The organism is Leclercia sp. UBA2479 (assembly GCF_002341985.1).
GTDB lineage: Bacteria > Pseudomonadota > Gammaproteobacteria > Enterobacterales > Enterobacteriaceae > Enterobacter > Enterobacter pneumoniae.
Map to the genome: position 1 here is coordinate 76,970 of NZ_DDPB01000007.1, position 25,988 is coordinate 102,957.

The 25,988-nt window shown below is 57.8% G+C and carries 22 protein-coding genes; 11 read left to right on the plus strand and 11 right to left on the minus strand.

The genetic code is table 11. The features are described from left to right. Positions 1 to 1,236 (minus strand): MFS transporter, encoded by a 1,236-nt coding sequence (locus tag B3B59_RS08090; RefSeq protein ID WP_286808648.1) that lies wholly within the window; start codon positions 1,234 to 1,236, stop codon positions 1 to 3. A gap of 166 nt (positions 1,237 to 1,402) precedes the next feature. Between B3B59_RS08090 and B3B59_RS08095 the strand changes: the two genes are divergently transcribed. The 3 genes from B3B59_RS08095 to deoR all read left to right on the plus strand — a co-directional run bounded on the left by B3B59_RS08095 (position 1,403) and on the right by deoR (position 3,571). Next, complete coding sequence (locus B3B59_RS08095; RefSeq protein WP_286808650.1) at positions 1,403 to 2,131, plus strand: phosphatase PAP2 family protein; 729 nt, start codon at positions 1,403 to 1,405, stop codon at positions 2,129 to 2,131. A gap of 7 nt (positions 2,132 to 2,138) precedes the next feature. After that, entirely contained in the window at positions 2,139 to 2,747 is a 609-nt protein-coding gene (gene ybjG / locus B3B59_RS08100) for an undecaprenyl-diphosphate phosphatase (RefSeq protein ID WP_286808651.1), read from the plus strand. A gap of 65 nt (positions 2,748 to 2,812) precedes the next feature. Beyond that, positions 2,813 to 3,571, plus strand: coding sequence for a DNA-binding transcriptional repressor DeoR (gene deoR / locus B3B59_RS08105; RefSeq protein ID WP_040076415.1), 759 nt, complete (start codon positions 2,813 to 2,815; stop codon positions 3,569 to 3,571). A gap of 65 nt (positions 3,572 to 3,636) precedes the next feature. On the opposite strand, the gene dacC is transcribed toward deoR, so the two are convergent. Beyond that, complete coding sequence (gene dacC, locus B3B59_RS08110; protein ID WP_286808652.1) at positions 3,637 to 4,842, minus strand: serine-type D-Ala-D-Ala carboxypeptidase; 1,206 nt, start codon at positions 4,840 to 4,842, stop codon at positions 3,637 to 3,639. 255 nt (positions 4,843 to 5,097) lie between these two features. On the opposite strand from dacC, the gene B3B59_RS08115 reads away from it, so the two are divergent. Further along, the gene (locus tag B3B59_RS08115) at positions 5,098 to 5,724 is read left to right on the plus strand and encodes a glutathione S-transferase family protein (protein ID WP_286808654.1); all 627 of its coding nucleotides are present in this window, start codon (positions 5,098 to 5,100) and stop codon (positions 5,722 to 5,724) included. On the opposite strand, the gene B3B59_RS08120 is transcribed toward B3B59_RS08115, so the two are convergent. Beyond that, a complete protein-coding gene (locus B3B59_RS08120) occupies positions 5,725 to 6,843 on the minus strand; it encodes a PQQ-dependent sugar dehydrogenase (RefSeq protein ID WP_286808656.1) in 1,119 nt (372 codons plus the stop codon). It lies immediately after the preceding gene. Positions 6,844 to 6,949: 106 nt separating this feature from the next. Then, complete coding sequence (gene bssR, locus B3B59_RS08125; protein ID WP_212477434.1) at positions 6,950 to 7,333, minus strand: biofilm formation regulator BssR; 384 nt, start codon at positions 7,331 to 7,333, stop codon at positions 6,950 to 6,952. A gap of 213 nt (positions 7,334 to 7,546) precedes the next feature. Here bssR and rimO point away from each other — a divergent pair, with 213 nt between their 5' ends. Continuing rightward, positions 7,547 to 8,872 carry a 30S ribosomal protein S12 methylthiotransferase RimO gene (rimO, locus tag B3B59_RS08130; RefSeq protein ID WP_040076420.1) on the plus strand — a complete coding sequence of 442 codons (1,326 nt, stop codon included), beginning with the start codon at positions 7,547 to 7,549 and terminating at the stop codon, positions 8,870 to 8,872. Between the two features lie 46 nt (positions 8,873 to 8,918). Here rimO and B3B59_RS08135 read toward each other — a convergent pair whose 3' ends face one another. Continuing rightward, a complete protein-coding gene (locus tag B3B59_RS08135; RefSeq protein ID WP_286808683.1) occupies positions 8,919 to 9,356 on the minus strand; it encodes a GNAT family N-acetyltransferase in 438 nt (145 codons plus the stop codon). Positions 9,357 to 9,597: 241 nt separating this feature from the next. Between B3B59_RS08135 and B3B59_RS08140 the strand changes: the two genes are divergently transcribed. Together B3B59_RS08140 and B3B59_RS08145 are read left to right on the plus strand one after the other, a co-directional pair. After that, entirely contained in the window at positions 9,598 to 12,027 is a 2,430-nt protein-coding gene (locus B3B59_RS08140) for a membrane-bound PQQ-dependent dehydrogenase, glucose/quinate/shikimate family (protein WP_286808658.1), read from the plus strand. A gap of 112 nt (positions 12,028 to 12,139) precedes the next feature. Then, entirely contained in the window at positions 12,140 to 12,880 is a 741-nt protein-coding gene (locus B3B59_RS08145) for a nitroreductase family protein (protein WP_286808660.1), read from the plus strand. A 237-nt stretch (positions 12,881 to 13,117) separates the two neighbouring features. Here the strand turns inward: B3B59_RS08145 and gsiD are convergent, their stop codons facing one another. The 5 genes from gsiD to iaaA are packed head-to-tail and all read right to left on the minus strand — an operon-like array spanning position 13,118 to position 19,399. Next, a complete protein-coding gene (gsiD, locus tag B3B59_RS08150; protein WP_040076423.1) occupies positions 13,118 to 14,029 on the minus strand; it encodes a glutathione ABC transporter permease GsiD in 912 nt (303 codons plus the stop codon). Between the two features lies 1 nt (position 14,030). Then, on the minus strand, positions 14,031 to 14,951 hold the full coding sequence (gene gsiC, locus B3B59_RS08155) for a glutathione ABC transporter permease GsiC (protein ID WP_040076424.1): 921 nt from the start codon (positions 14,949 to 14,951) through the stop codon (positions 14,031 to 14,033). Positions 14,952 to 14,999: 48 nt separating this feature from the next. Continuing rightward, positions 15,000 to 16,538, minus strand: coding sequence for a glutathione ABC transporter substrate-binding protein GsiB (gene gsiB, locus B3B59_RS08160; protein ID WP_212477427.1), 1,539 nt, complete (start codon positions 16,536 to 16,538; stop codon positions 15,000 to 15,002). Positions 16,539 to 16,574: 36 nt separating this feature from the next. Beyond that, entirely contained in the window at positions 16,575 to 18,446 is a 1,872-nt protein-coding gene (gsiA, locus tag B3B59_RS08165; RefSeq protein WP_233801328.1) for a glutathione ABC transporter ATP-binding protein GsiA, read from the minus strand. 11 nt (positions 18,447 to 18,457) lie between these two features. After that, positions 18,458 to 19,399, minus strand: coding sequence for a beta-aspartyl-peptidase (iaaA, locus tag B3B59_RS08170; RefSeq protein WP_286808664.1), 942 nt, complete (start codon positions 19,397 to 19,399; stop codon positions 18,458 to 18,460). 180 nt (positions 19,400 to 19,579) lie between these two features. Between iaaA and moeA the strand changes: the two genes are divergently transcribed. Together moeA and moeB are read left to right on the plus strand one after the other, a co-directional pair. Beyond that, positions 19,580 to 20,812 (plus strand): molybdopterin molybdotransferase MoeA, encoded by a 1,233-nt coding sequence (moeA, locus tag B3B59_RS08175; protein WP_046886903.1) that lies wholly within the window; start codon positions 19,580 to 19,582, stop codon positions 20,810 to 20,812. Position 20,813: 1 nt separating this feature from the next. Then, positions 20,814 to 21,566, plus strand: a complete 753-nt coding sequence (gene moeB / locus B3B59_RS08180) for a molybdopterin-synthase adenylyltransferase MoeB (RefSeq protein WP_046886904.1) — start codon at positions 20,814 to 20,816, stop codon at positions 21,564 to 21,566. Between the two features lie 98 nt (positions 21,567 to 21,664). On the opposite strand, the gene fsa is transcribed toward moeB, so the two are convergent. Continuing rightward, positions 21,665 to 22,327, minus strand: coding sequence for a fructose-6-phosphate aldolase (fsa, locus tag B3B59_RS08185; RefSeq protein WP_286808668.1), 663 nt, complete (start codon positions 22,325 to 22,327; stop codon positions 21,665 to 21,667). 128 nt (positions 22,328 to 22,455) lie between these two features. Between fsa and B3B59_RS08190 the strand changes: the two genes are divergently transcribed. Together B3B59_RS08190 and B3B59_RS08195 are read left to right on the plus strand one after the other, a co-directional pair. After that, entirely contained in the window at positions 22,456 to 23,355 is a 900-nt protein-coding gene (locus B3B59_RS08190; protein WP_286808670.1) for a glycyl-radical enzyme activating protein, read from the plus strand. Positions 23,356 to 23,359: 4 nt separating this feature from the next. Further along, complete coding sequence (locus B3B59_RS08195) at positions 23,360 to 25,792, plus strand: formate C-acetyltransferase/glycerol dehydratase family glycyl radical enzyme (RefSeq protein ID WP_286808672.1); 2,433 nt, start codon at positions 23,360 to 23,362, stop codon at positions 25,790 to 25,792. The last annotated feature ends 196 nt before the right edge of the window (positions 25,793 to 25,988 follow it).

Here is a 25,988-nt window from a genome sequence, read left to right on the forward strand (position 1 = left end):
TTAATCGGGCTGAAGTGCGTTTCCGACCCGTTTATCTTTCAGGAATATCACCATCAGGACCAGCCACAGCAGACCGTTTGCCAGATTGAAGAGGCTGAACAGACCATTGCCACCGAAGCTGAACGCATGCTTACTCACCTCGATACCCACCGTAAAGATCAGCATCTGTAACATTCCCATCGCCGCCGAGACGGTACCCTTGCTCATGTCGCTGGCGAAGAGGGTCAGACGAACCAGCCCGGCGTTGGCCAGGCCAATACCGAACGCATAGAGGCTTAGCCCGGCGGTCATCCACAGGTAAGCGTGCGAAGAAACGACCGTTGCCACTGCGGCCAGCAGCAGGCCCAGCATAATTGGCCATCCCCCCATAATGATGAGAGAACGCACGGTACGACGCGAGGTGAGCCGCGCCAGCACCAGGTTGCCGATAATCAGCGCGCCAAAGATCGGTACCTGCAGCTGACCATACTCATAGCTGCTGAGCTGCTCGCCGCTGATGATAATCACCGGCGATTGGGCAATCCACGCCAGCAGCGGCAGGCTAACAAAGCCGGTCGCCAGCGCCCCCGCCACGAAGCGCACATTTTTCATCACCGCTTTATAGTCGCGTCCCAGCTCCCGCATGGAAAGCGTCTCACCCAGCCGGGTCGCCGTTTCGGGCATGGCTTTCCAGAGGCCAAAGAATGAGATGGCCGCCAGCAACGCAAACAGAATAAACATCCCTTCCCAGGGCGCCACGTGGACCCAGGCGGCGCCCACCAGCGGACCGAGCAGCGGCGCAATCAGCGCGACGTTCGCCATCAGCGCGGTGATCTTGATACAGACCGCCTCCTCAAACGACTCCTGAATTGCGGCATAGCCCACGGCACCGATAAAGCAGAGGCTTACCCCCTGCAAGAAACGCAGGAAAGTAAACTGCTCAATGTTCTGCGCCAGCAGGATGGCGAGACAGGTAACAATAAACCAGACCACCCCGGTGAGCATCACCGGGCGGCGGCCAATGCGATCCGACAGCGGCCCCAGTAGCCACTGCAAAAACATCCCGCCGGCCAGATAGGCGGTCATGGACGTGGGTACCCACTCAATCCCCGCGTTGTACTGCTCGACGACCGCCAGCATACCCGGCTGAATCATATCGTTGCCGATATAGGTCGAAAATTCGTACAGCACCAGACACAGAGGAAACAGCAACGCCTGACGACCCAGACGGTTGCCGGAAGAAGAACGGTTTAACATGGAGTCTCTTTCTTAGATAAAAATCGCGCTGAGTGTAATGAAATGGCCGCCCCAGCGGTAGCAAATTAACCAGACGCAGCCGAAATTGCGCACATTTCGCTGTCGTTTAAGGTTTCCTTAAGTTGGCATCCGTATGCTTGAGGTTTTTCCGTCATTGACCTTTATTATGACACAGATTACCCCGGCTTCAGAATTGTCTAAGTTAAAGACAACTAAGACAAAAAGACTTTACCCCTTGCCGAACCGTTTTTATGGTTATCAGCTTATTGCGCTACTGATTCTGGCCGCGCTTTTTAGCTGGTTAGGCCGGGATGAAACCCTGGACAGGCTAATGACCGGTTACTGGTACGACGCCGCGTTGCACACCTTTCCGCTCAAGCAGAATGTCTTGCTGGATGTGCTTAACCATCGGCTTGCGAAATATCTCACCATCACCCTGGCGGCCGTCACGCTGCTCTACGGGGTCTGGAGACGTAATCCGCAGCTGGTCGTCGGGGCGCTACTGATGGGGCTGGGCACGCTGGTGGTGGGCGCGCTGAAAGCGGTTAGCCATCATAGCTGCCCCTGGGATCTGGTGGAGTACGGCGGTGATGCCGTCTCGTTTCCGCTATTTGGCACCACGCCGTTGAACAGCGGCCCCGGGCGCTGCTTCCCCGGCGGCCATTCGTCGAGCGGCTTTATGGTCATGGGGCTGTTTTTTGCCTTCTGGCACGATCGCCCCCGCCTCGCCTGGGGAATGATGGCACTCGGGGTGGTGCTCGGGCTGGTGATGGGGTACGGCCAGGTGATGCGTGGCGCACATTTTTTCTCACACAACCTGTGGGCGGGTTGGTGGGTTTGGTTTTCCCAGCTGGCAGCCTATGCGCTGATGACCCGCTGGTTTGCAAAAGAGTGACGAGGGTATGTTAGAAAATCTGAACTATGGACTGTTTTACTGGATCAATGCCACCCCCACTTCGCCGGCGTGGATGATCGACTTCGCCACCTTTGTGGCAAAAGACTTAATTAATATCGTCCCGGCGTTGGTGGTCATTCTCTGGCTGTGGGGACCCCGCAAACAGGTAGGTGCCCAGCGTCAACTGGTCATCAAGATTGCGATGGCGCTGGGCGTGAGCTTGCTGGCCTCCTGGGGGCTGGGCCACACCTTCCCGCACGATCGTCCGTTCGTTGATCATATTGGCTATAACTTCCTGCACCATGCCGCCGATGACTCTTTCCCGAGCGACCATGGCACGGTGATCTTCACCTTTGCCCTGGCCTTCGTCCTCTGGCATCGCCTCTGGTCCGGAATCATCTTGATGGCGGTGGCCCTCGCTATCGCCTGGTCTCGCGTCTACCTCGGCGTTCACTGGCCGCTGGATATGCTCGGCGGACTGATGGTGGGGATGATGGGCTGCCTCAGCGCGCAGATCCTGTGGAACCTTTTTGGCGAGACGCTTTATCGCGCCCTCTCTCAGCTGTACCGCATCTGTTTCGCCCTCCCCATCCGTAAAGGCTGGATACGTGACTAACCCTCGTTCGGCAGGTTACACTTGAGCCCCCAGCGTAGCGGGGGCTTACCAACTGCCGAGGACCTATGGAAACACGTCGCGAAGAACGTCTGGCTCAACTGATTAACGCACTCAAGCGCAGCGATAAACTGCATCTGAAAGAGGCCGCCGCCCTGCTTGGCGTCTCGGAGATGACGGTGCGGCGCGATCTTAATAGTGAGAGCGGTCCGGTTGTGCTTCTCGGTGGCTATATCGTGCTGGAGCCACGCAGCGCCAGCCACTACTTACTGAGTGACCAGAAGACCCGGCTGGTAGAAGAGAAGCGCAAGGCGGCGCGGCTGGCCGCCACCCTGGTGCAGCCTCATCAGACGCTCTTTTTCGACTGCGGTACGACCACCCCCTGGATTATCGACGCTATCGACAACGCCCTGCCTTTTACCGGGGTCTGCTACTCGCTGAATACTTTTCTCGCGCTTCAGGAAAAACCGGCGTGCCGGGTGATTCTCTGCGGCGGCGAGTTCCATGCCAGTAATGCGATTTTCAAACCGCTGAATCTGCATGACACCTTAAACAACCTCTGTCCGGATATCGCCTTCTACTCCGCGGCAGGCCTGCATCCCCGTCACGGGGCGACCTGCTTCAATCTGGATGAGTTACCGGTGAAACACTGGGCGCTGAGTATGGCGCAGCAGCATGTTCTGGTGGCCGACCACAGTAAATTTGGCAAAGTACGCCCGGCGCGGATGGGGGATTTAGGGCAATTTGACGTGATTGTCAGTAATTGCCGTCCGGACGATGAGATGGTGGCGCTGGCGAAGGCGCAGCAGATTAAGCTGATGTATTAATCCTTCGCCCACTTAAGAACAGTAGATATGAAAACGGCAACCTTCGGGTTGCCGTTTGCGTTTGCTTAAGAGAACCAGCTGCCAAACCACTGGTGGAATTTCATCATGACGAAATCCCACATCCGGCTAAAGAAACCGCCCTCTTCCACCGCTTCCATCACGATAAGCGGGCGCTGCTCGATAGATTTCCCGTTCAGCTGGAAATCGATAGTGCCTACCACCTGGCCCTTTTTCAGCGGGGCGGTCAACTGAGGATCGGTCAGGGTGAAGCTGGCTTTCAGATTTTTAAGCTGACCACGTGGGATGGTCACCGAACCGGCGTCACCGGCACCAAGGTTCACTTCGCTTTTGTCGCCGAACCAGACGCGCTGGCTAACGAACGTCGCATCCGGCTTAATCGGGGTGACCGTTTCGAAGAAGCGGAAGCCCCACGTCAGCAGTTTTTCCGATTCATTAAAGCGGATGCGGTCGGTTTTGGTGCCCAGCACCACCGAGATCAGGCGCATATCCCCCTGCGTTGCCGAGGCCACCAGGTTATACCCGGCACCGGCGGTCGTACCGGTTTTCATCCCGTCGACATTGATATTGCTGCTCCAGAGCAGGCGGTTGCGGTTCGGCTGGCGGATCTTGTTGAAGGTAAACTCTTTCTCTTTATGGATGGCATACTCTTCCGGCACGTCGTGAATCAGCGCCTTACCCAGCAGCGCCATATCGCGGGCGGTACTGAACTGCCCTGGGGCATCAAGGCCGTGCACGGTTTTAAAGGTGGTATTGGTTAAGCCGAGCTTTTGCGCATAGCCGTTCATCAGACCAATAAACGAATCCTGGCTGCCCGCCACGTAATCCGCCAGCGCGATGCAGGCATCGTTGCCCGACTGGATAATGACGCCTTTATTCAGATCCGAGACCGCCACCTGGTCGCCCGGCTTCAGGAACATGACCGACGAGCCGCGAAGCGCCGGGTTACCGGTGGCCCAGGCGTCTTTACCGATGGTGACCATATCGGTCAGCTTGATCTTTCCTGCTTTCAACGCCTGACCAACGACATAGCTGGTCATGATTTTTGTCAGGCTGGCCGGGTCGAGTTTTTCATCTGCATTCCCTTCTGCCAGCACTTTGCCGCTGGCGTAATCCATCAGGATCCACGCGCGAGCATCCACCGGCGGGGCTTCCGGTGCCGCCTGTTCTGCTGCATAGAGCGTGGGTGCAAAAAGAAAAAGAAGCGCTGAGCCTGCCGCCAGACTGCGCAGAGAAGTTGTTTTTCGCGTCATAATGCCACCCGAGTTTCCATTCAAAAATCACGCCACGTCACCGCGTCGCAAGAAACGATGAGTAATAACGTACTAATGCGTTCAATAAAACCAAATCCTGGTAAAGTTTTTAAAGTTTATGCAATAACCCCCCGATACGCTTTGACGCTGTCGATTTTTTTCTCTTTTGTTGCGTAATTGTTTGGATTATCTCACTCTATGCCCCCTGGACATTGAATCGCAACCGCCGGTTGTTTGTCATTTAAAGGGGTGATTATGATTACGCTGTGGGGCAGAAATAACTCAACCAACGTCAAAAAAGTGCTCTGGACGCTGGAGGAGCTCGATTTACCGTTCAACCAGATCATGGCCGGTTTGCAGTATGGCGTGAATCAGGAGGCGGAGTACCTGGCGATGAACCCAAACGGGCTGGTGCCGCTGCTGCGAGACGACGAAACCCACGTCACGCTGTGGGAGTCAAACACCATCGTCCGCTATCTGGCCGCACAGTATGGGCTTAACCGGCTATGGATTGATGCCCCGGCCGACCGCGCGATCGGCGAGAAATGGATGGACTGGGCCAACCAGACCCTCTCCCCTGCACACCGGGTGGTGCTGATGGGGCTGGTGAGAACGCCAGAAGCTGAGCGCGACCACGCTGCCATTGAGGCGGCGAAGCAGACCCTCGAAGGACTGTTTGCCATGCTGGATGAGACGCTGGCCGCCGGGCCATGGCTCTCCGGTGACGCCTTCGGTCTGGGGGATATTGCCGTCGCGCCTTTCGTCTGGAACCTGACCAACATCGGCCTTAGCTGGACGCCGCGCCCCCACCTCGAACGCTGGATGGCCGCCCTGAGTGAACGACCCGCCTACCGTAAAGTGGTCATGATCCCGGTGAGCTAATCAGGTACCGGACGGGCTGACTTTCAGCAGTTGCCCGTCCGTTTCATCCGTCAGCACATATAGGTAGCCGTCCGGGCCGACCCGCACATCACGAATGCGTTGATCCCTCTCCCCCAGAATCCGCCCCTCTTCCGTGACCTTGTTGCCATTCACCGTCATGACAATCACGTCTTTCTCTTTCAGCGCACCAATAAAGAGTTTGTTTTTCCATTGCGGGAAAACATCGCTGTTGTAGAAAGCCATCCCGCTCAGGGCCGGGGATTTTTTCCAGACAAACAGCGGCGGCTCAGTACCCTCGACGTGCTCACCCTTCGCCTCGGGGATCTTCAGGCCGCTGTAATTAATACCGTGGGTCGCCAGCGGCCAGCCGTAGTTTTTACCCCTCTCTGGAATGTTGATCTCATCGCCGCCGCGCGGGCCATGCTCATTGAGCCATAGCGTGTCGCTCCAGGGGTTCATCGCCATGCCCTGCGGGTTGCGGATACCGTAAGACCAGATCTCCGGACGCGCACCCGAGGTATTTACGAAGGGGTTGTCATTGGGGATCTCGCCCTCGTCGGTGAGCCGCACAACCTTACCCTGCAATTTATCCAGCTCTTGCGCCGTGGGACGCTGGTTGTTCTCGCCCAGACCGATAAAGAGATAGCCTTTGCCATCAAAGACCAGCCTGCCGCCAAAGTGGTTGCCCGTCGAGAGCTTCGGCTGCTGGCGGAAGACCACCTTAAAGGCCTCCAGACGAGAGAAATCGTCGCTTAAGCGCCCGTAGCCTACGGCGGTTCCGGCTTTACCGTCGCTCCCGGCCTCGGCATAGCTGAGCCACACCCGGCGCGAGCTTTCGAAGTCCGGCGCCAGCACCACATCCAGCAGGCCGCCCTGCCCATTAGCCCAGACGTCAGGCACGCCAACAATCGGGTCGGAGAGGCCTTTTCCGGCCTGCCAGCGTTTAAGCTGACCATCCTTCAGGGTGATTAACATGCCCTGATTCTGGGGCAAGAAAGCGAGCGACCAGGGGTGATCGAGTTTGTTTTGCAGCACATCCACTTTCACTTCAGCAGGCGCGGCAAGCACAGCGGTGGAGACCAGCATGAATGGCAGGAAAATAAGCGAAGATCGACGCATAACGCACTCCTTTTCGACGTATGGCTTAAAGATTAGCCAGATAGCGCAGGGGCGTTAACACTTTTACATAAACTTAAACATAAGGGGGAGTGGCCTCCCCCGGGGCTTAATTCTGATTGAGCGGTTGCTGCGTCTTCAGAGACTGAATACAGCGGGTTAAATCTGTCAAACAGACTTCCAGCTTCTCTGCGTTAACGGCGATAAAAGTGGGGCAGTCGTGTCCCCCGGTCATCATGCAAACGCCTACGGCGGAGAGCGACTGCGCAGCGCGGTACAGTACCGCCTGCTCCTCAGCGCTGCAGTGCTCACGCAAAAGAGGCGCTTTCTCACGCATGTAATTACAAAGTTCGAAGAAGTTATCTCGCAGATGGTCGCTTTCGCTGACTGACATATACCCTTTCGCTTTCCTTAGCGTCAAATAGGTGTCCAGATCGATGCGGGCGTTAATCAGTTTGCTCAGAAGATCGCGTTTGAGTCTGTCAACGGACATGCTTTTCCCCCCTTTGTCAGCTATGTACCCAGTTAGATTATGGCTGTTTTTTGTACAAATTAATGTTTCAGGTCAATAAATATTAACGGATTAACATTATTTACAATGTTACAACCTGGCCGATAAGCAGCCTGCACAGATCGCTATAAATAGCCTGTGGAACGCTGTACAATCCCTGCCCTGAGAATCCTATAACTGACTACTTTTTAATCTATGAGCAATGTTAGCCACCCGCCGAAAATCGGCTTCGTCTCCCTGGGCTGCCCAAAAAACCTGGTGGATTCAGAACGCATCCTCACTGAGCTTCGTACCGAAGGCTATGATGTGGTGCCGAGCTATGACAATGCCGATATGGTTATCGTGAATACCTGTGGCTTCATTGACAGCGCCGTGCAGGAATCCCTCGAAGCCATCGGTGAAGCCCTGACCGAAAACGGCAAAGTGATCGTGACCGGCTGCCTGGGCGCCAAAGTGGACCAGATCCGCGAAGTGCATCCAAAGGTTCTGGAGATCACCGGGCCGCACAGCTATGAGCAGGTGCTGGAGCACGTTCACCACTACGTGCCGAAACCGAAGCACAACCCGTTCCTGAGCCTGGTGCCGGAACAGGGGGTGAAGCTGACCCCGCGTCACTACGCCTACCTGAAGATTTCCGAAGGCTGCAACCACCGCTGCACGTTCTGCATCATCCCGTCCATGCGTGGCGATCTGGTGAGCCGCCCGATTGGCGAAGTGCTGGCGGAAGCGAAGCGTCTGGCCGATGCGGGCGTGAAAGAGCTGCTGGTGATCTCGCAGGATACCTCCGCCTACGGCGTGGATGTGAAGCACCGTTCGGGCTTCCATAACGGCGAGCCGGTGAAGACCAGCATGGTGGGTCTGTGCGAACAGCTGGCAAAACTGGGTATCTGGACGCGTCTGCACTATGTCTATCCTTACCCGCACGTCGATGACGTGATCCCGCTGATGGCCGAAGGCAAAATCCTGCCGTATCTGGATATTCCGCTGCAGCACGCCAGCCCGCGTATCCTGAAGCTGATGAAACGCCCTGGCTCCGTTGACCGTCAGCTGGCGCGCATCAAACAGTGGCGCGAAATCTGTCCGGAACTGACCCTGCGCTCGACCTTTATCGTGGGCTTCCCGGGTGAAACCGAAGAAGATTTCCAGATGCTGCTCGACTTCCTGAAAGAGGCCCGTCTGGATCGCGTAGGCTGCTTCAAGTACAGCCCGGTCGAAGGCGCAACGGCTAACGAGCTGGCGGATCAGGTGCCGGAAGAGGTGAAAGAGGAGCGCTGGAATCGCTTTATGCAGTTGCAACAGCAGATCTCTGCCGAGCGCCTGCAGGAGAAAGTGGGCCGCGAAATCATGGTCATCATTGACGAAGTGGACGAAGAAGGTGCCATTGGCCGCAGCATGGCCGATGCACCGGAAATCGACGGTGCGGTCTATCTGAACGGTGAAACGAAGGTGAAACCGGGTGATATTATTCGCGTTAAAGTTGAAAACGCGGACGAGTATGACCTGTGGGGTAGCCGGGTTTAACCCTTGTTCTTGCCCTCTCCTGCCGGGAGAGGGCCATTAATCACTCTTAAATCGTTATCCGGTAGCGCACGTAGTCATCCACCGTGGCCAGCTTGTCGTACAGCGCCCTCGCCGGATTACCCTCTCGCGTGACCCAGTAGACCTTCGACCACCCTTTTTCCCGCGCTTCGTCAATGATTGCCTCGATCAATGCCCTGCCCGCACCCTGACCGCGCATTGACGCATCAACATAGAGATCTTCCAGATAGCACAGCGGTGTAGTGACCCAGGTGCCTTCATGCAGCACGCAAATAGCGAACCCCACTACCCGACTTTCGCTTTCGGCGATCCGGCAGATCATGCCCGACTCAGCGGAAAGTACTCGACGCCAGGTCGCCAGCGTCACGGCGTCATCCAGCTCAGATCCGTAAAACGCCAGATAGCCCTTCCAGAGCGATAACCATGCTGCGTAATCTTCCGCCTTCGCTTCGCGTACCTTCACCATCGTTTTCTGTTCCTGCTGTGCCAAAGAGAGGGCCATGATACTGCCAGCTTAAACGGTAGGTAAACAGCGGCGAAACTTTTGAATGAAAGCGAATTCTGGTAACCACATTGTTATTTCACTGTTGTACAATTTCGCGCTTTCGATTATAAAACCTCACTTTTGATTAAAATCACTCACACAATGAGCATTTGTGTCACGCGTTTTTTTGGTCCCTCTTTTTTATAACCAACAGGGTAAAAGTATGTCCGTGCAAAATATTCCCAAACCTGGTGCGGCCTGGTTAGGGGTTTTAGGTCTCATCATTCTGGCGATGGGGCTTTTCTTCGTCTGGTATGGCTGGGAACTGGTCAGTTTAAAAGGGAGCCCTTACTTCCTTATCGCCGGGTGCGGCCTGATACTCTCGGCTATCCAGATTGTCCGCCAGCGCCTCAGCGGTGCCCTTCTCTATTTTGTGGTTCTGGCAGGAACCCTCATCTGGGCATTAGCGGACGTGGGCATCGACTTCTGGCCGCTGGTATCACGCCTGTTGACCCTGACCGGTATCGCCATCCTGGTGGCGCTCTCTTTGCCGTTGCTGTTACGCCGGGCAGGCAAAAAGCCGTGCTGGAAAGGGACGGCCGCCATCACCGCCGTTCTGGTGGTGGCCTTCGCCGGTACCGTTGGGGGCATGTTTGTTCCCCACGATCCGGTGAGCGCATCGGGCGCGACACTGCCGCTGACGAAAGTGAAACCCGGTGAAGAACAGGTTAACTGGGCAAATTATGGCAACACGCCGGGCGCATCGCGCTTTGTGGCCCTGGACCAGATCACCCGTGATAACGTAAAAAATCTGCAGGTGGCCTGGACGTACCGTACGGGGGATATTCCGCTGAGCCCGAACGGCGGCGGCGCTGAAGATCAGCACACCCCGCTGCAGATTGGCAATAAACTCTTCCTCTGTACGCCGCACAACAACGTGATTGCCGTAGACGCAACCACCGGCAAAGCGTTATGGAAAACCGAAATCAACGCCACGCAGAAGAAGTGGATGCGTTGTCGCGGCCTGGCGTACTTTGATGCCAACGCCCCGCTGCAGCAGCCTACGCTGCCAGACTCCTCGCCGGTTGCTACCGTCTCCCTGCATGCCGATGCCCAGTGTCAACGCCGTATTATCATGAACAGCGTGACGCCAGAGCTAATTGCGCTGGATGCTGACACCGGCGCGTTCTGCGAAGATTTTGGTCACCATGGTCGCGTGAGCTTAAGCGCGCAGATGGGTAAAGGTGCCGATACCGGTCAGTACTACCCTACCTCAGCCCCAACGTTGGCCGGAACCACCATCGTGGTGGGCGGCCGTGTGGCCGATAACGTGGCGACCGATATGCCAGGCGGTGTGGTGCGCGGCTTCGACGTGATCACCGGCCAGCTGCGCTGGGCATTCGATCCCGGTAAGCCGGATGACCAGCAGGCGCCTGCTGCGGGCGAAACGTTCACCCGCTCAACCCCGAACGTCTGGGCGCCGATGTCTTACGATCCGCAGTCCAACACCGTATTTATGCCTACCGGCAGCGCGGCGGTTGATCTGTGGGGCGTGAAACATAACGCGCTGGATCGTAAGTTTGGTGCCTCGATGGTGGCCGTCGACGCCAGCACCGGCAAGGTGAAATGGGTTTATCAGACCGTTCATAACGACCTGTGGGACTTTGATGTCCCGATGCAGCCTACCTTTTCTGACTTCCCTACCGGCGAAGGTAAAACCACTCCGGCGCTGATTTTCGGCACCAAATCCGGGCAGCTGTTTGTGCTTGATCGCGCAACCGGCAAGCCGCTGACCAAAGTTGAAGAGCGTAAGGTCACCCAGGGCCAGATCCCGAAAGAGAACTACTCTCCGACTCAGCCCTTCTCCGTGGGCATGCCGTCCATCGGCGCGGATGTGCTGAAAGAGTCTGACATGTGGGGCGCCACGCCGTTCGATCAGCTGCTGTGCCGTATTCAGTTTAAATCGAAGCGTTACAACGGCCTGTTCACGCCGCCGGGTGATGACCCCTCCCTGAACTTGCCAGGCTCTCTGGGGGGAATGAACTGGGGCGGATTGTCTCTCGATCCGGTGAACCAATATCTCTTTATTAATGACATGCGCGTCGGGCTGGAAGTGCAACTGATCCCGGCCTCCCCTGAAATTCAGGGCGCGAAAAACGACGGTAACGAAGCGGCCGCCATCAGCCGTCCGGTGCCGCTGGCGGGCACGCCTTACGCCATTAACGCCAAAGTACGTTTTATGTCGCCTATTGAGATCCCGTGCCAGAAACCGCCGTTCGGTACCCTGACCGCTGTCGACCTGAAAACCCAGAAGATCGCCTGGCAGGTGCCGGTAGGTACCGTGAAGGACACCGGTCCGTTTGGCGTGAAGATGGGGCTGCCAATCCCCATCGGCATGCCAACCATTGGTGGTACCCTGGCGACCCAGGGAGGTCTGGTATTTATCGCATCAACGCAGGATTACTACCTGCGTGCGTTCGATACCGCCAACGGTAAAGAGGTGTGGAAAGCCCGTCTGCCGGTTGGCAGCCAGAGCACCCCTATCAGCTATAAATCGCCGGTAGACGGTAAGCAGTATCTGCTGATCACCGCAGGCGGCGCACGTAACTCGCCGGATCGCGGCGACTATGTGATTGCTTATAAACTGCCGTAACTGGTAACCCCAGCCCTCCCTGCGGGGAGGGCTGGGCCTGCATACCGCAAAGAGTGTTAAAGGGAAAACCTCAGCGGGCTGGTAGTCTCTTGCTCTTCACACCGGAGACACTATGAATACGATTATCGATCTCTTTAACGACCATAAAAGCGAACGCAGCTTCACCGACCAGGCCGTTGATGACGCCACGCTCGAGCGCATTATCAGCACCGCATACCGTGCGCCCACTTCCGTACATTCCCAGCAGGTTTCCGTTGTCGTGACGCGCGATGCGCAAAAACGTGCGCAAATTGCCCAGATTGCGGGCGGCCAGCCGTGGATAGCTAAAGCGCCGGTGTTTATCACCTTCGTGCTGGATATGTATAAAACGCAGGTGGGCATGCAGCTGGCAGGCCACGAACAGGTGGCACATCAGAGTATCGAGAGCCTCGTCGCTGGCGCAACCGACGTAGGCATCGCGCTGGGCTCAGTCATGGCGGCGGCTCGCTCTGAAGGGCTGGGTATTGTCCCTATTGGCGGTATCCGTCTGCGTCCGCAGGCATTGATTGATCTGCTCGAACTGCCAGAACACACCTTCCCGGTGGCGGGCGTGGTGATTGGCCATGTTGATGTTCCCTCCCATCACAAGCCACGACTTCCGCTCGAGACCTTCCGTCACGATGAAGCTTACGTTACCGCAGGACTGGAAGAGAAGATCGCGCAGTATAACCAACAGATGACGGCGCACTGGCAGGCCATCAACCGCCCCGACGGTGAAACCTGGAGCGAAAGCGTGAGCGGTTATTACAAGCATATCTACTTCCCGGATGTGCTGCAGGCGATTGTGAAGCAAGGCTTCGGCGTCGATAAATAAACAAAAAGCCATCCCGACGGGATGGCTTTTTCGTACAGAGACTGACGTTAACTGAAGGCTTAGCGCGTGTCGGCAACCTGCGTCTGGGGCTGGGATTCAAATCCCCCTTTCGAGGCCATAACAGAGCAACTTACCGCTGCCGCGAGGCTAAGCACGATCCAGATTTTCATAACGGGTCTCCTTTCATTACAGTGAAAAGTATTTAGCCTGGCACAAATCCCGCATTTTACTTACAGATTAACCCTTAATCCTCGGATCCAGCGCGTCGCGCAGCCCATCGCCCAGCAGGTTGAACGCCAGCACGGTGAGAAAAATAGCCATACTGGGGAAGAGCGCAACGTGGGGCGCAATCACCATATCTGCCCGCGCTTCATTCAGCATCGCCCCCCACTCCGGGGTAGGCGGTTGCGCACCCAGTCCGAGGAACGACAAGCTGGCCGCCGAGATAATCGATACCCCGATACGCATGGTGAAGTAGACCACGATCGACGAGACGGTGCCCGGCAGGATGTGATTGAAGAGGATATTGGCATCGCTGGCGCCCATGCTGCGCGCCGATTCGATAAATGTCTGCTGCTTCAATACCAGCGTATTACCGCGCACCAGTCGGGCAAAGGCCGGTATGGAGAATACCGCCACGGCAATAATGACATTAGCCATACCGCTGCCCATCACCGCCACCACCGCAATCGCCAGCAGAATGCCGGGGAAAGCAAACAACACGTCGCAAATGCGCATGATGAGCCGATCCCACCAGCCTTCGTAATACCCTGCCAGCAGCCCCAGTACGGTGCCGATCGCCGCGCCAATCAGTACCGCGAAGACCCCCGCTGCCAGAGAGATCTGCGCCCCGAGCAGCACGCGGCTAAAAATATCGCGCCCGAGCGAATCCACACCGAACCAATGCATCATCGACGGACCATCGTTAAGGCGATCGTAATCGAAGTAGTTTTCCGCATCGAAAGGGGCAATCCACGGCGCCAGCACCGCCACGGCAATCAGCAGCAGCACAAACAGCCCGGCGATCATCGCCACCGGCTGGCGGCGAAAACGACGCCAGAATTCAAACCACGGGGTGCGGATCCGGTCTGGCTTCAGCCCAGGCATTGCGTTCAGAACGGCCTGTCGGCGCCAGTTTAACAATCGCATCTTATTTGTACCTGATAGCCGGATTAATGGCGGCGTAGAGCACGTCCACCACTAAGTTAATGAGGATAAACTCCAGGGAAAAGAGCAGCACTTCCGCCTGAATCACCGGGTAGTCACGCATCTCCACCGAATCGACCAGCAGGCGTCCTAACCCTGGCCAGTTGAAGACTTTTTCAACCACAATTGAGCCGCCCAGCAGGAAGCCGAACTGCAGCCCCATCATGGTCACCACCGGGATCATGGCGTTGCGCAGTCCGTGCTTGAGGATAACCCACTTTTCGCTTACCCCTTTGGCCCGCGCTGTACGCATATAGTCTTCGTTAAGGACATCGACGAACGAGGCGCGGGTAAAGCGCGCCATCACCGCCGCTACCGCTGCCCCGAGCGTAACGGAAGGCAGAACGTAATGTTTCCAGGTATCGGCGCCCACGGTAGGCAACCAGCCCAACTCAACGGAGAAAATCTGCATCAACAGCATCCCCAGCGCAAACGCCGGAAACGAGATACCGGTGACTGCCAGCGCCATTCCCAGCCTGTCTGGCCAGCGGTTACGCCAGACGGCAGCGACAATACCGGCGCCCAGCCCGAATAGCATCGCCCACAGCATGCTGGTGATAGTCAGCCAGAAGGTGGGCATAAAGCGGCTGGCAATCTCGTCGACAACCGGACGCCGTGACACCATCGAGGTGCCAAAATCCCCCTGCAGTACATTCACCATGTAGTGCCAGAACTGCACATACAGCGGTTGATCCAGCCCCAGCTGTTTACGCACCAGGTCAATCACCGTGGCATCTGCCTCGGGTCCGGCAATCAATCGCGCCGGATCGCCCGGCAGGATATGCACGAATAAAAAGACCAGTACCGCCACGATCAGTAGCGTAGGCAGCAGACCCAGCAAGCGTTTAATCACATAATTCAGCATGCACATTCCTCTCATCCTGCGGGCGCAACGCCCGCAGGAGTGAGTGCTTTATTTTAAATCGGCGTCGTCAAAGCTAAACCCGGTATCCGGCATGATATAGAACCCGGTCAGCGCCTTGTTATGCGCCGAGACCAGTTTCTCTACCACCAGCGGTACCCAAGGCGACTCTTTCCAGATGGTATCCTGCGCATCCTTGTAGAGGCGGGCTTTCTCTTCTGCGTTGGTCGTTTTCAGCGCATCGGTCAGATCTTTATCCACCTGCGGATTACTGTAAAACGCCGTATTGAAGAGGGTCGGCGGCCAGTTTTGTGAAGCAAACAGCGGTGATAACGCCCAGTCAGCCTCGCCGGTAGAAGCAGACCAGCCGGTGTAGAACATTCTCACGCCGCTCTCTTTCTGCCCTTTACCTTCCACTTCTGCCGCACGCTGTCCGGCGTCCATGGCGGTAACCTGGACTTTAATGCCCACCTGCGCCAGCTGCTGCTGAGTAAACTGCAACACCTTCTGCGCGGTACTGTGATTATGCGAGGACCAGAGGGTGGTGCTAAAGCCGTTCGGATAACCGGCCTCTTTCAGCAGCTCCCGCGCTTTTGCCGGATCGTATGGCCAGGGCTGATAGCTTTGGGAAAAGGCGATCGACGGAGGCAGCACGCCGGTTGCCGGCGTGGCATAACCGGCAAAGGCGACCTTCACCAACGCCTGACGGTTGATGGCATAGTTGATGGCTTCACGCACTTTGGGGTTGTCGAACGGCTTTTGCGTCACGTTCATGCTGATATAGCGCTGCATGATTGACGGGCTGGCCACCAGCGCCAGTTTGCTGTTTTTTGCGAGGATCGCCGCCTGCTCATAAGGGATCGGGAAAGCAAACTGCGCTTCACCGGTTTGCAGCATCGCCGCACGGGTGTTGTTATCCACCACCGGACGCCAGGTAATGGTGTCCAGCTTCGGTAGCCCTTTCTGCCAGTATCCGGCGAATTTCTTCACCTTCACGAAATCGGTCTGGTTCCAGGTGTCCAGCTCATACGGGCCGGTACCCACCGGGTGAAAACCGATCTCTTTGCCATATTTCTTCAGCGCGGCCGGAGAGATCATCGCCGTCGCCGGGTGCGCCAGAATATTGATAAAGGCTGAGAACGGCTCTTTAAGGGTGATTTTCACCGTGGTGGCATCCACCGCCTCGGTGCTGGCGATATTCTTGTACAGGTTGTAGCGCTTCAGGCTGTTAGCCGGATCGCTGGCGCGATCGAGGTTCGCCTTCACCGCCTCAGCGTTAAAATCAGTGCCGTCCTGAAACTTCACGCCGCTGCGCAGCTTGATGGTGTAGACCAGCCCGTCGTCAGAGACGGTATAGCCCTCTGCCAGGACGTTTTTTAGCTTCATCTCTTTATCCAGGCCAAACAACCCCTGATAAAACGACTTCGCTACCGCCTGCGACAGGGTGTCGTTAGCGTCATAGGGATCAAGCGTCGTAAAATTGGAGGCCACGGCCACCACTACATCTTTAGCCGCCCAGGCTGGCGCGGCAGCCAGCGCTGCCGTTACGCTCGCGGCTAACAGCCATGTGCGAGCAACAAATTTGGTCATGGTATTCTCCTGTTGTTCCCTGCTGTCTGTCGTCTGTTATAACCGTGAAACCGCATTACCCTGCGGCGGTAACGCCACAAAATGGCCGGGGCTCACCTCGCGCAATGTCACCCGCTCGGTGAACTCTCCCCGCTTGCGAATATTGCCGGGTAGCTCATCTTGCAGCAGTACCCGCTGCGGGCGACGATGGGCCGGATCGGCCACCGGCACCGCCGCCATCAGTTTGCGGGTATAGGGGTGCTGCGGATTTTCAAACACTGCCCGACGCGGCCCAATCTCCACAATCTGTCCGAGATACATCACCGCCACCCGGTGGCTGATGCGCTCTACGACCGCCATGTCATGCGAAATAAAGAGAAAAGCGATGCCCATCTCTCGCTGCAGGTCGAGCAGCAGGTTAATAATCTGCGCCCGAATAGAGACATCCAGCGCCGAAACCGCCTCGTCGGCAATCACCACCTTCGGGTTGAGCGCCAGCGCACGCGCGATGCAGATTCGCTGTCGCTGTCCGCCTGAAAACTCATGTGGGTACCGCCAGGCATGTTCGGGCTTAAGACCCACCCGCTCCAGCAGCCAGGCCACCCGCCGCTGCGCGGCCTCCCCCTCAAGCATCTTATGCACCCGCAGCGGCTCCATGATCGAATAGCCCACCGTCTGGCGGGGATCGAGCGAGGCGTAGGGATCCTGAAAAATATACTGAATATCCCGGCGCAGCGGCTGCAGCCTGCTCGCTTCCAGGGTATCGATTCGCTCACCGTTGAACGTGATGGTCCCCTCCTGCGCCTCCACCAGCCGCAGCAATGCCCGGCCAGTGGTTGATTTGCCGCTGCCGGACTCTCCCACCAGCGATAAGGTTTCGCCAGGCCAGAGATCGAAGCTCACGTTTTCGACCGCGTGCACTTCGCGTTTGACGCGGTTGAAGAGCCCTCCGCGCAGGGGGAAGCGGGTTACCAGATCGCGCACCTGCAGAATGGGGTCCCCTGGCATCACGGTGTCCTGCTCGGTTTCAGCCTCCTGCTGGCCTCCGTTTTTCAGGGAAATCAGCGGAAAACGGCGTGGCAGATTGCTGCCGTTCATCGCCCCAAGGCGCGGTACCGCTGTCAGCAGGGCACGGGTATAAGGGTGCTGAGGATCATGAAAAATTTGCTCTACGCTGCCGGTCTCCACCGCCTCGCCCTGATACATCACCAGCACGCGATCGGCAATATCGGCCACCACGCCCATATCGTGGGTGATGAAGATCACCCCCATCGCCATCTCTTGCTGCAACACTTTAATCAGCTGCAGAATTTGCGCCTGAATGGTGACATCCAGCGCCGTGGTCGGCTCGTCGGCAATGAGCACCGCCGGGCGACACGAGAGAGCCATCGCGATCATCACGCGCTGGCGCATACCGCCAGAGAGCTGATGCGGATAGCGGGAGAGAATAGTCTGCGCCTGCGGAATACGCACCTGTTCTAACATCCGTCTGGCCTCTTCCAGCGCCTGCTCGCCATTCAGCCCCTGGTGCAGGCGAATGGACTCGGCAATCTGTTCCCCGACCGGGAACACCGGATTGAGAGAGGTCATCGGTTCCTGAAAAATCATGGCCATATCCGCACCGCGCACGTCGCGCATCTGCGACTGGCTCAGCCCGGCGAGATCGCTCACCAGGCCATTACGGCGGCGAAGCTGCAGTTGGTCGCAGGTCAGCACGCCGCCGGCCTGCTCAATCAGGCGCATTAACGAGAGGGCGGAAACCGATTTTCCCGAGCCCGACTCCCCTACAATGGCCAGCGTCTCGCCGCGTTTCAGCGTTAACGAGAGGTTTTTAACTGCCGGGATCAGCTGCCGCTCTTCAGGAAACGCGACATTCAGGTTGCGAACGGACAGCACCTGCTGCTGATCCAGTTCATCACTGTGCGGCACCTGATACCCCCTTATTCACGATAAATACCGGTCGATGGCGCATCGCCAGCGTAGCCCCAGGCGCGGTACATGCCTTCGCTGTTAAACGGCAACGCCACGTTACCTTCACGATCGACCGCAATCAGCCCGCCGCTGCCCTCCAGCGCCGGCAGTTTTTCCATCACTACCCGTTCGCAGGCTTCTGCGAGGCTTAAGCCGCCGTAATCCATTAAGGCCGCGATGTCATAGGCCGCCAGCGTGCGGATAAATACTTCGCCCGTACCGGTGCAGGAGACGGCGACGCTGGCGTTATTGGCATAGCACCCTGCGCCAGGGAGCGGGCTGTCGCCCACCCGGCCGGGCAGTTTATTGGTCATGCCCCCGGTGGAGGTGGCGGCCGCCAGGTTGCCGGCTTTATCCAGCGCTACGGCGCCGACGGTACCCATTTTGGTGGACTCATCCAGCGGGGCGCCGTGGTGATCGAGACGGGTTTCACCTTCGGCACGTGCGGCCAGCAGTTGCTCGAAACGCGCCGGCGTTGAAAAGAGCTCGGGCGAAACCGGCGCCATCCCCTGCACAAAGGCAAAATTCTCCGCCCCTTCCCCCACCAGTAAGACATGCGGGCTTTGCTCCATTACCAGTCGTGCGGCCAGCACCGGATTACGCAGACGGCTCACGCCGGCCACTGCCCCCGCTTTCAGGGTGACGCCATCCATCACGCAGGCGTCCAGCTCATGGGTTTCATCGCGGGTAAAAACCGACCCGATCCCGGCGTTAAACAGCGGGCACTCCTCCAGCAGGCGCACGGCTTCGGTTACCACGTCCAGTGCGCTTTCTCCCGCTTCCAGCATCCGCTGGCCGGTTTCCACAATAGAGGAGAGCGCCTCGATATAGCACCTCTCCTGCTCCATACTTAGCTGCGATCGGGTAATTGCCCCGGCGCCTCCATGAATTGCGATGACTGCCTTGCTCATTTCACATCACCTGTTCGCGGCTTTTTTTATAAATATCATTATCGTTGATGGAGCTTCAGATAATTTTTGAATATAGAAAGACGATACAGTGATGTAAAGCCTAAGCCCATGGTGTCATACAGTTAGCGGCACTTTTCTGCCATAATGGGCGCTTTCGTTGTCATCCCGCTGGAGTTACCTATGGATTTTACCGCCGGACTGATGCCGCTTGAGACGGCACTTACGCAGATGCTTGAACGTTTGACGCCGCTAACGGCGTCCGAAACCCTGCCTCTGTTGCAGTGTTTTGGTCGCGTAACGGCAGCCGATATCGTCTCGCCGCTGAACGTACCGGGTTTCGATAACTCGGCGATGGACGGTTACGCCGTCCGTCTGGCGGATCTGGCCGCAGGCACCGCTCTTCCGGTTGCCGGGAAAGCCTTTGCCGGGCAGCCCTTCCATGGCGAGTGGCCAGTAGGAAGCTGTATTCGCATCATGACCGGCGCGCCGGTGCCGGAAGGCTGCGACGCGGTGGTCATGCAGGAAGAGACCGAGCAGACGGAGAGCGGCGTACGTTTTACCGCGCCGGTAAAAGCGGGTCAGAACATTCGCCGCAGCGGAGAAGATATCGCCCTCGGGGCAACGGTGTTTGCCGCCGGGACGACGCTGACGGTGGCTGAGCTGCCGGTGCTGGCCTCTCTCGGTATCGCCGAGGTGGCGGTAGTACGCAAAGTGCGCGTGGCGCTCTTCTCCACCGGCGATGAATTACAGCTTCCGGGCCAGCCGCTGCAGGAGGGTCAAATCTATGACACCAACCGGCTGGCGGTCCATCTGATGCTGGAGCAGCTCGGGTGTGACGTCATAAATCTCGGCATTATTCCGGACGATCCGGAAAAACTGCGCGCCACCTTTATGGAAGCAGACCGCGTTGCAGACGTGGTGATCAGCTCCGGCGGCGTATCGGTAGGCGAAGCGGATTACACCAAAACCATACTCGACGAGCTGGGAGAGATTGCTTTCTGGAAGCTGGCGATCAAGCCGGGCAAACCTTTCGCCTTCGGCAAACTGCAACAGAGCTGGTTCTGCGGGCTGCCGGGCAACCCGGTTTCGGCCGCCCTCACCTTCTATCAGTTGGTGATCCCGCTGTTGGCGAAGCTCTCCGGCAGCAATGCCAGTCCGCTGCCGGTTCGCCAGCGGGTACGCACCGCAACGCGGCTCAAGAAATCCCCTGGTCGCCTCGATTTCCAGCGCGGCATCCTGGCGCACAACGCAAACGGCGAGCTGGAAGTGAGTTCCACCGGGCATCAGGGGTCGCATATCTTTAGCTCCTTCAGCCAGGGCAACTGCTTTATCGTGCTTGAGCGTGAGCGCGGCAACGTAGAGGCGGGCGAATGGGTTGAGGTCGAACGCTTTAACCACCTGTTCGGAGGCTGATATGACGGCTGAGCTGAGCGACCAGGAGATGATGCGTTACAACCGCCAGATTGTGCTGCGCGGTTTTGACTTTGAGGGTCAGGAAGCGCTGAAGGCGGCCAGCGTGCTGGTGGTCGGACTCGGTGGCCTGGGCTGCGCGGCGGCGCAATACCTGGCCGCGGCGGGGGTTGGCCAGATGACGCTGCTGGACTTCGATACTGTCTCGGTTTCAAACCTGCAGCGCCAGACGCTGCACAGCGACGCCACGCTCGGCCAGCCCAAAGTGGCCTCTGCCCACGCGGCGCTGGCACGTATTAATCCCAACGTTCAGTTCACCCTCCTTGACGCGATGCTGGATGACGAAGCGCTCTCTGCCCTGATTGCCCGGCACGATCTGGTGCTCGACTGCACCGATAACGTCGCCATTCGCCACCAGCTAAACGCCGGCTGCTTCGCCCACAAAACGCCGCTGGTCTCCGGCGCGGCCATTCGCATGGAAGGGCAAATCAGCGTTTTCACCTGGACCGAGGGTGAGCCCTGCTATCGCTGCCTGAGCCGTCTGTTCGGTGAAAACGCGCTCACCTGCGTGGAGGCGGGGGTGATGGCCCCCCTGGTCGGTATCATCGGGTCGCTGCAGGCGATGGAGGCGATCAAGGTGCTGGCGCACTACGGTACGCCTGCCGCCGGAAAAATCGTGATGTATGACGCCATGACCTGCCAGTTCCGCGAAATGAAGCTGATGCGTAACCCGGGATGTGAGGTGTGCGGAGGTTAAGCCTTGTTGTGGCCTGATCCCCTCACCCCGGCCCTCTCCCACAGGGAGAGGGAGAAAACCGTAGGCCGGATAAGCGCCAGCGCCACCCGGCAACAGAATCAAATCGACGTCCGGCCAAACGCCTCCTGCCAGTCGTGTTCGAACTTCGCCACCGCCGCCTCAACCGCCGGAGAAGCAATCAACTGCTGCGCCACATCCAGCGGCAGGGTAATCGATTCGCAGCCCGCCAGCAGGCAATCCAGCGCCTGGCGCGGCGTTTTAAAACTGGCCGCCAGCACTTTCGCCTGCGGCGCATGCAGGGTGAGCAGTTGCTGAAGTTCGACCACCGTCTGGATCCCATCCCCGCCCTGCGCATCTACGCGGTTAACATACGGCGCGACATATTCCGCTCCCGCCAGCGCAGATAACATCCCCTGCGCTGCCCCATACACGGCGGTACCCAGCGTCGGGATCCCCTCGGCTTTCAGCATCCTGATTGCCGCCAGCCCCTCTGCCGTCACCGGCACTTTAACTACCAGGTCCGCCATCATGCCGCGCAGTTTAATGGCCTCTTCCACCATCCCTTCCGCGTGTGATGCCATGACCTGAGCAAATAAGCGCCCTTTGCCTCCCAGCGCGTCGTGCAGTTCCGGTAGCAGAACCTCCAGCGGCGTTTTTCCTGCCGCCACGATGCTCGGGTTCGTGGTCACGCCCGCCAGCGGGAAGACGCGCGCCAGTCTTTTTACGGCAGCGACGTCGGAAGTGTCGAGATAGAGTTCCATGATAGTGTCCTCAAAAATGAATCTGCATTTACCCTAGCACGGCAAAACCTTTCCTGGAGTTGACGCACATCAAGATAACTTTCATTCGAAAGTAATTTAATCTTCATACGCAACCCAGAGGCATAATCATGATCTTCAACATTCAGCGCTACTCTACCCACGACGGCCCCGGTATCCGTACCGTCGTGTTCCTGAAAGGCTGCTCCCTGAGCTGCCGCTGGTGTCAAAATCCTGAAAGCCGCCGTCGTCACCGCGATCTGCTGTTTGATGCGCGCCTTTGCATGGAGGCGTGCGAGCTGTGCCAGCAGGCGACGCCAGACGTTATTGAACGCGCGTTAAATGGCCTGGTCATTCATCGCGAAAAGCTGGATGAGGCCGCGTTCAACGCGCTGACCGATTGCTGCCCAACTCAGGCCCTCACCGTCTGCGGGGAAGCGCAGCCGGTAGAGGAGATCATAGCCAGGGTGGTTCGCGACAAGCCTTTTTACGATCGCAGCGGCGGCGGTATGACTCTCTCCGGCGGCGAACCTTTTATGAACCCAGCGCTGGCGCAGGCGTTGTTTCAGGCCAGCCGGGAGCAAGGCATACACACCGCCGTGGAGACCTGCCTGCATGTTCCCTGGCACAATATTGAACCCTCATTACCCTATGTCGATCTCTTCCTGGCCGACCTGAAACAGGTCGATAGCGCACGCTTTAAACAGTGGACCAACGGCTCTGCGAAGCGCGTACTGGACAACCTGAAACGGCTCGCCGCCGCGGGAAAAACCCTTACCATCCGCGTACCGCTGATCCCGGGTTTTAACGCCGATGAGGCCTCGGTGACCGCCATTACTAATTTTGCCGCCGACAAACTCAACGTTCGCGATATCCATTTTTTACCCTATCACACGCTGGGCATGAATAAGTACAGCCTGCTCGGCGAACCCTACTCTGCCCCTGATAAACCGCTCGATAACCCTGATTTACTGGCCTTTGCACAGCAGTATGCCAGCCAGAAAGGGTTAACGGCGACCCTACGAGGATAACGTTATGACGACCCTGAATCTCACTACCCTGAGCGATCGCATTAAAGCCCATAAAACCGCGCTGGTTCATATCGTCAAGCCGCCGGTCTGTACCGAGCGTGCTCAGCACTATACCGAGATGTACCAGCAGCATATGGACAAACCGATCCCGGTGCGCCGCGCGCTGGCGCTGGCACACCATCTGGCGCAGCGGACCATCTGGATCAAACACGATGAGCTGATTATCGGAAACCAGGCGAGCGAAGTCCGCGCCGCGCCCATCTTCCCGGAGTATACCGTCGCCTGGATTGAGAAAGAGATCGACGACCTGGCCGACCGTCCTGGCGCAGGCTTTGCGGTGAGCGATGAGAACAAACGCGTGCTGCATGAGATCTGCCCGTGGTGGCGTGGTCAGACGGTGCAGGATCGCTGCTACGGCATGTTCACCGATGAGCAAAAAGGGTTACTGGAGAGCGGTATCATCAAGGCCGAAGGTAACATGACCTCCGGCGATGCCCACCTGGCGGTGAACTTCCCGCTGCTGCTGGAAAAAGGGCTGGATGGTCTGCGCCATAAGGTGGATGAACGCCGTTCGCGAATCAACCTCACCTGCCTTGACGACCTGCACGGCGATCAGTTCCTGAAGGCAATTGATATCGTGCTGGAGGCGGTCAGCCTGCATATTGAACGCTTTGCCGCCCTGGCGCGTGAGATGGCCGCCACTGAAACCCGCGAAAGCCGCCGCGATGAACTGCTGGCGATGGCGGAAAACTGCGATGTGATTGCGCACCAGCCGCCAGAGACTTTCTGGCAGGCGCTGCAACTCTGCTATTTCATCCAGTTGATCCTGCAGATTGAGTCAAACGGTCATTCGGTCTCGTTTGCCCGCATGGACCAGTACCTCTACCCCTTCTACCGTCGCGACGTGGAGCTGCAACAGAGTCTGGATCGCGAGCACGCCATTGAGCTGCTGCACAGCTGCTGGCTGAAACTGCTGGAAGTAAACAAGATCCGCTCCGGCTCGCACTCGAAAGCCTCGGCCGGGAGTCCGCTCTATCAGAACGTGACCATTGGCGGCCAGAAGCTGGTCAACGGTGAACCGATGGATGCGGTGAACCCGCTCTCCTACGCGATTCTTGAATCCTGCGGCCGTCTGCGCTCTACCCAGCCAAACCTCAGCGTGCGTTATCACGCGGGCATGAGCAATGACTTCCTCGACGCCTGCGTGCAGGTGATCCGCTGCGGCTTTGGCATGCCGGCGTTTAACAACGATGAAATCGTCATTCCGGAGTTTATCAAGCTCGGCGTGGAAAAAGCGGATGCTTACGACTATGCGGCAATTGGCTGTATCGAAACCGCCGTTGGCGGCAAATGGGGCTACCGCTGTACCGGCATGAGCTTTATTAATTTCGCCCGCGTAATGCTGGCGGCAATGGAAGGCGGCCGGGACGCCACCAGCGGTAAGGTGTTCTTGCCCCAGGTCAAGGCGCTCTCAGCCGGCAACTTTACCGATTTCGACGAGGTGATGGCCGCCTGGGATCGCCAGATACGTTACTACACCCGTAAATCTATCGAAATTGAGTACGTGGTGGACACCATGCTGGAAGAGAATGTCCACGATATTCTCTGCTCGGCGCTGGTGGATGACTGCATCGAGCGCGCGAAAAGTATCAAGCAGGGTGGCGCAAAATATGACTGGGTTTCGGGCCTGCAGGTGGGTATTGCGAACCTCGGCAACAGCCTGGCGGCGGTGAAGAAACTGGTCTTCGAGCAGGCTACCCTTGGGCAGCAGCAGCTTGCCGCCGCCCTGGCGGACGACTTCGACGGGCTGACGCACGAACAGCTGCGCCAGCGCCTTATCAACGGCGCGCCGAAGTACGGCAATGACGACGACAGCGTGGATCTGCTGCTGACGCGCGCATACCAGACTTATATCGACGAACTGAAGCAGTACCACAATCCGCGCTACGGTCGCGGTCCGATAGGCGGCAAGTACTATGCCGGGACCTCGTCCATCTCGGCGAACGTGCCCTTTGGCGCTGCCACCATGGCCACCCCGGACGGGCGTAAAGCGCATACCCCGCTGGCGGAGGGGGCAAGCCCGGCTTCCGGTACCGACCACCTCGGCCCAACGGCGGTGATTGGCTCTGTCGGTAAGTTACCGACCGAAGCGATCCTTGGCGGCGTGCTGCTAAACCAGAAGCTGAACCCGGCCACGCTTGATAACGACAGCGATCGCCAGAAGCTTATGGTGCTGCTGCGCACCTTCTTCGAGGTACATAAAGGCTGGCATATTCAGTACAACATTGTGTCGCGCGAGACGCTGCTGGAGGCGAAGAGACATCCGGATCAGTATCGCGACCTGGTGGTGCGCGTGGCGGGGTATTCGGCGTTCTTTACCGCCCTGTCGCCGGATGCCCAGGACGATATCATTGCGCGTACGGAGCATACGCTGTAACGCGGCGGCCTCTCTCCCCTGAGGGCGAAGGGAAGTGCGCACGCTGATGCCCTCACCCCGGCCCTCTCCCACGGGGAGAGGGAGAAAACACTAAGCGGCAGCTCCGGCTGCCGTTGTGTTTTTGACTTTCGAATGAAATTAAATTTGTGCTCCCCGTCACCTTGTTATTAGAATGTTGCTGGTCGCAGCAATATTC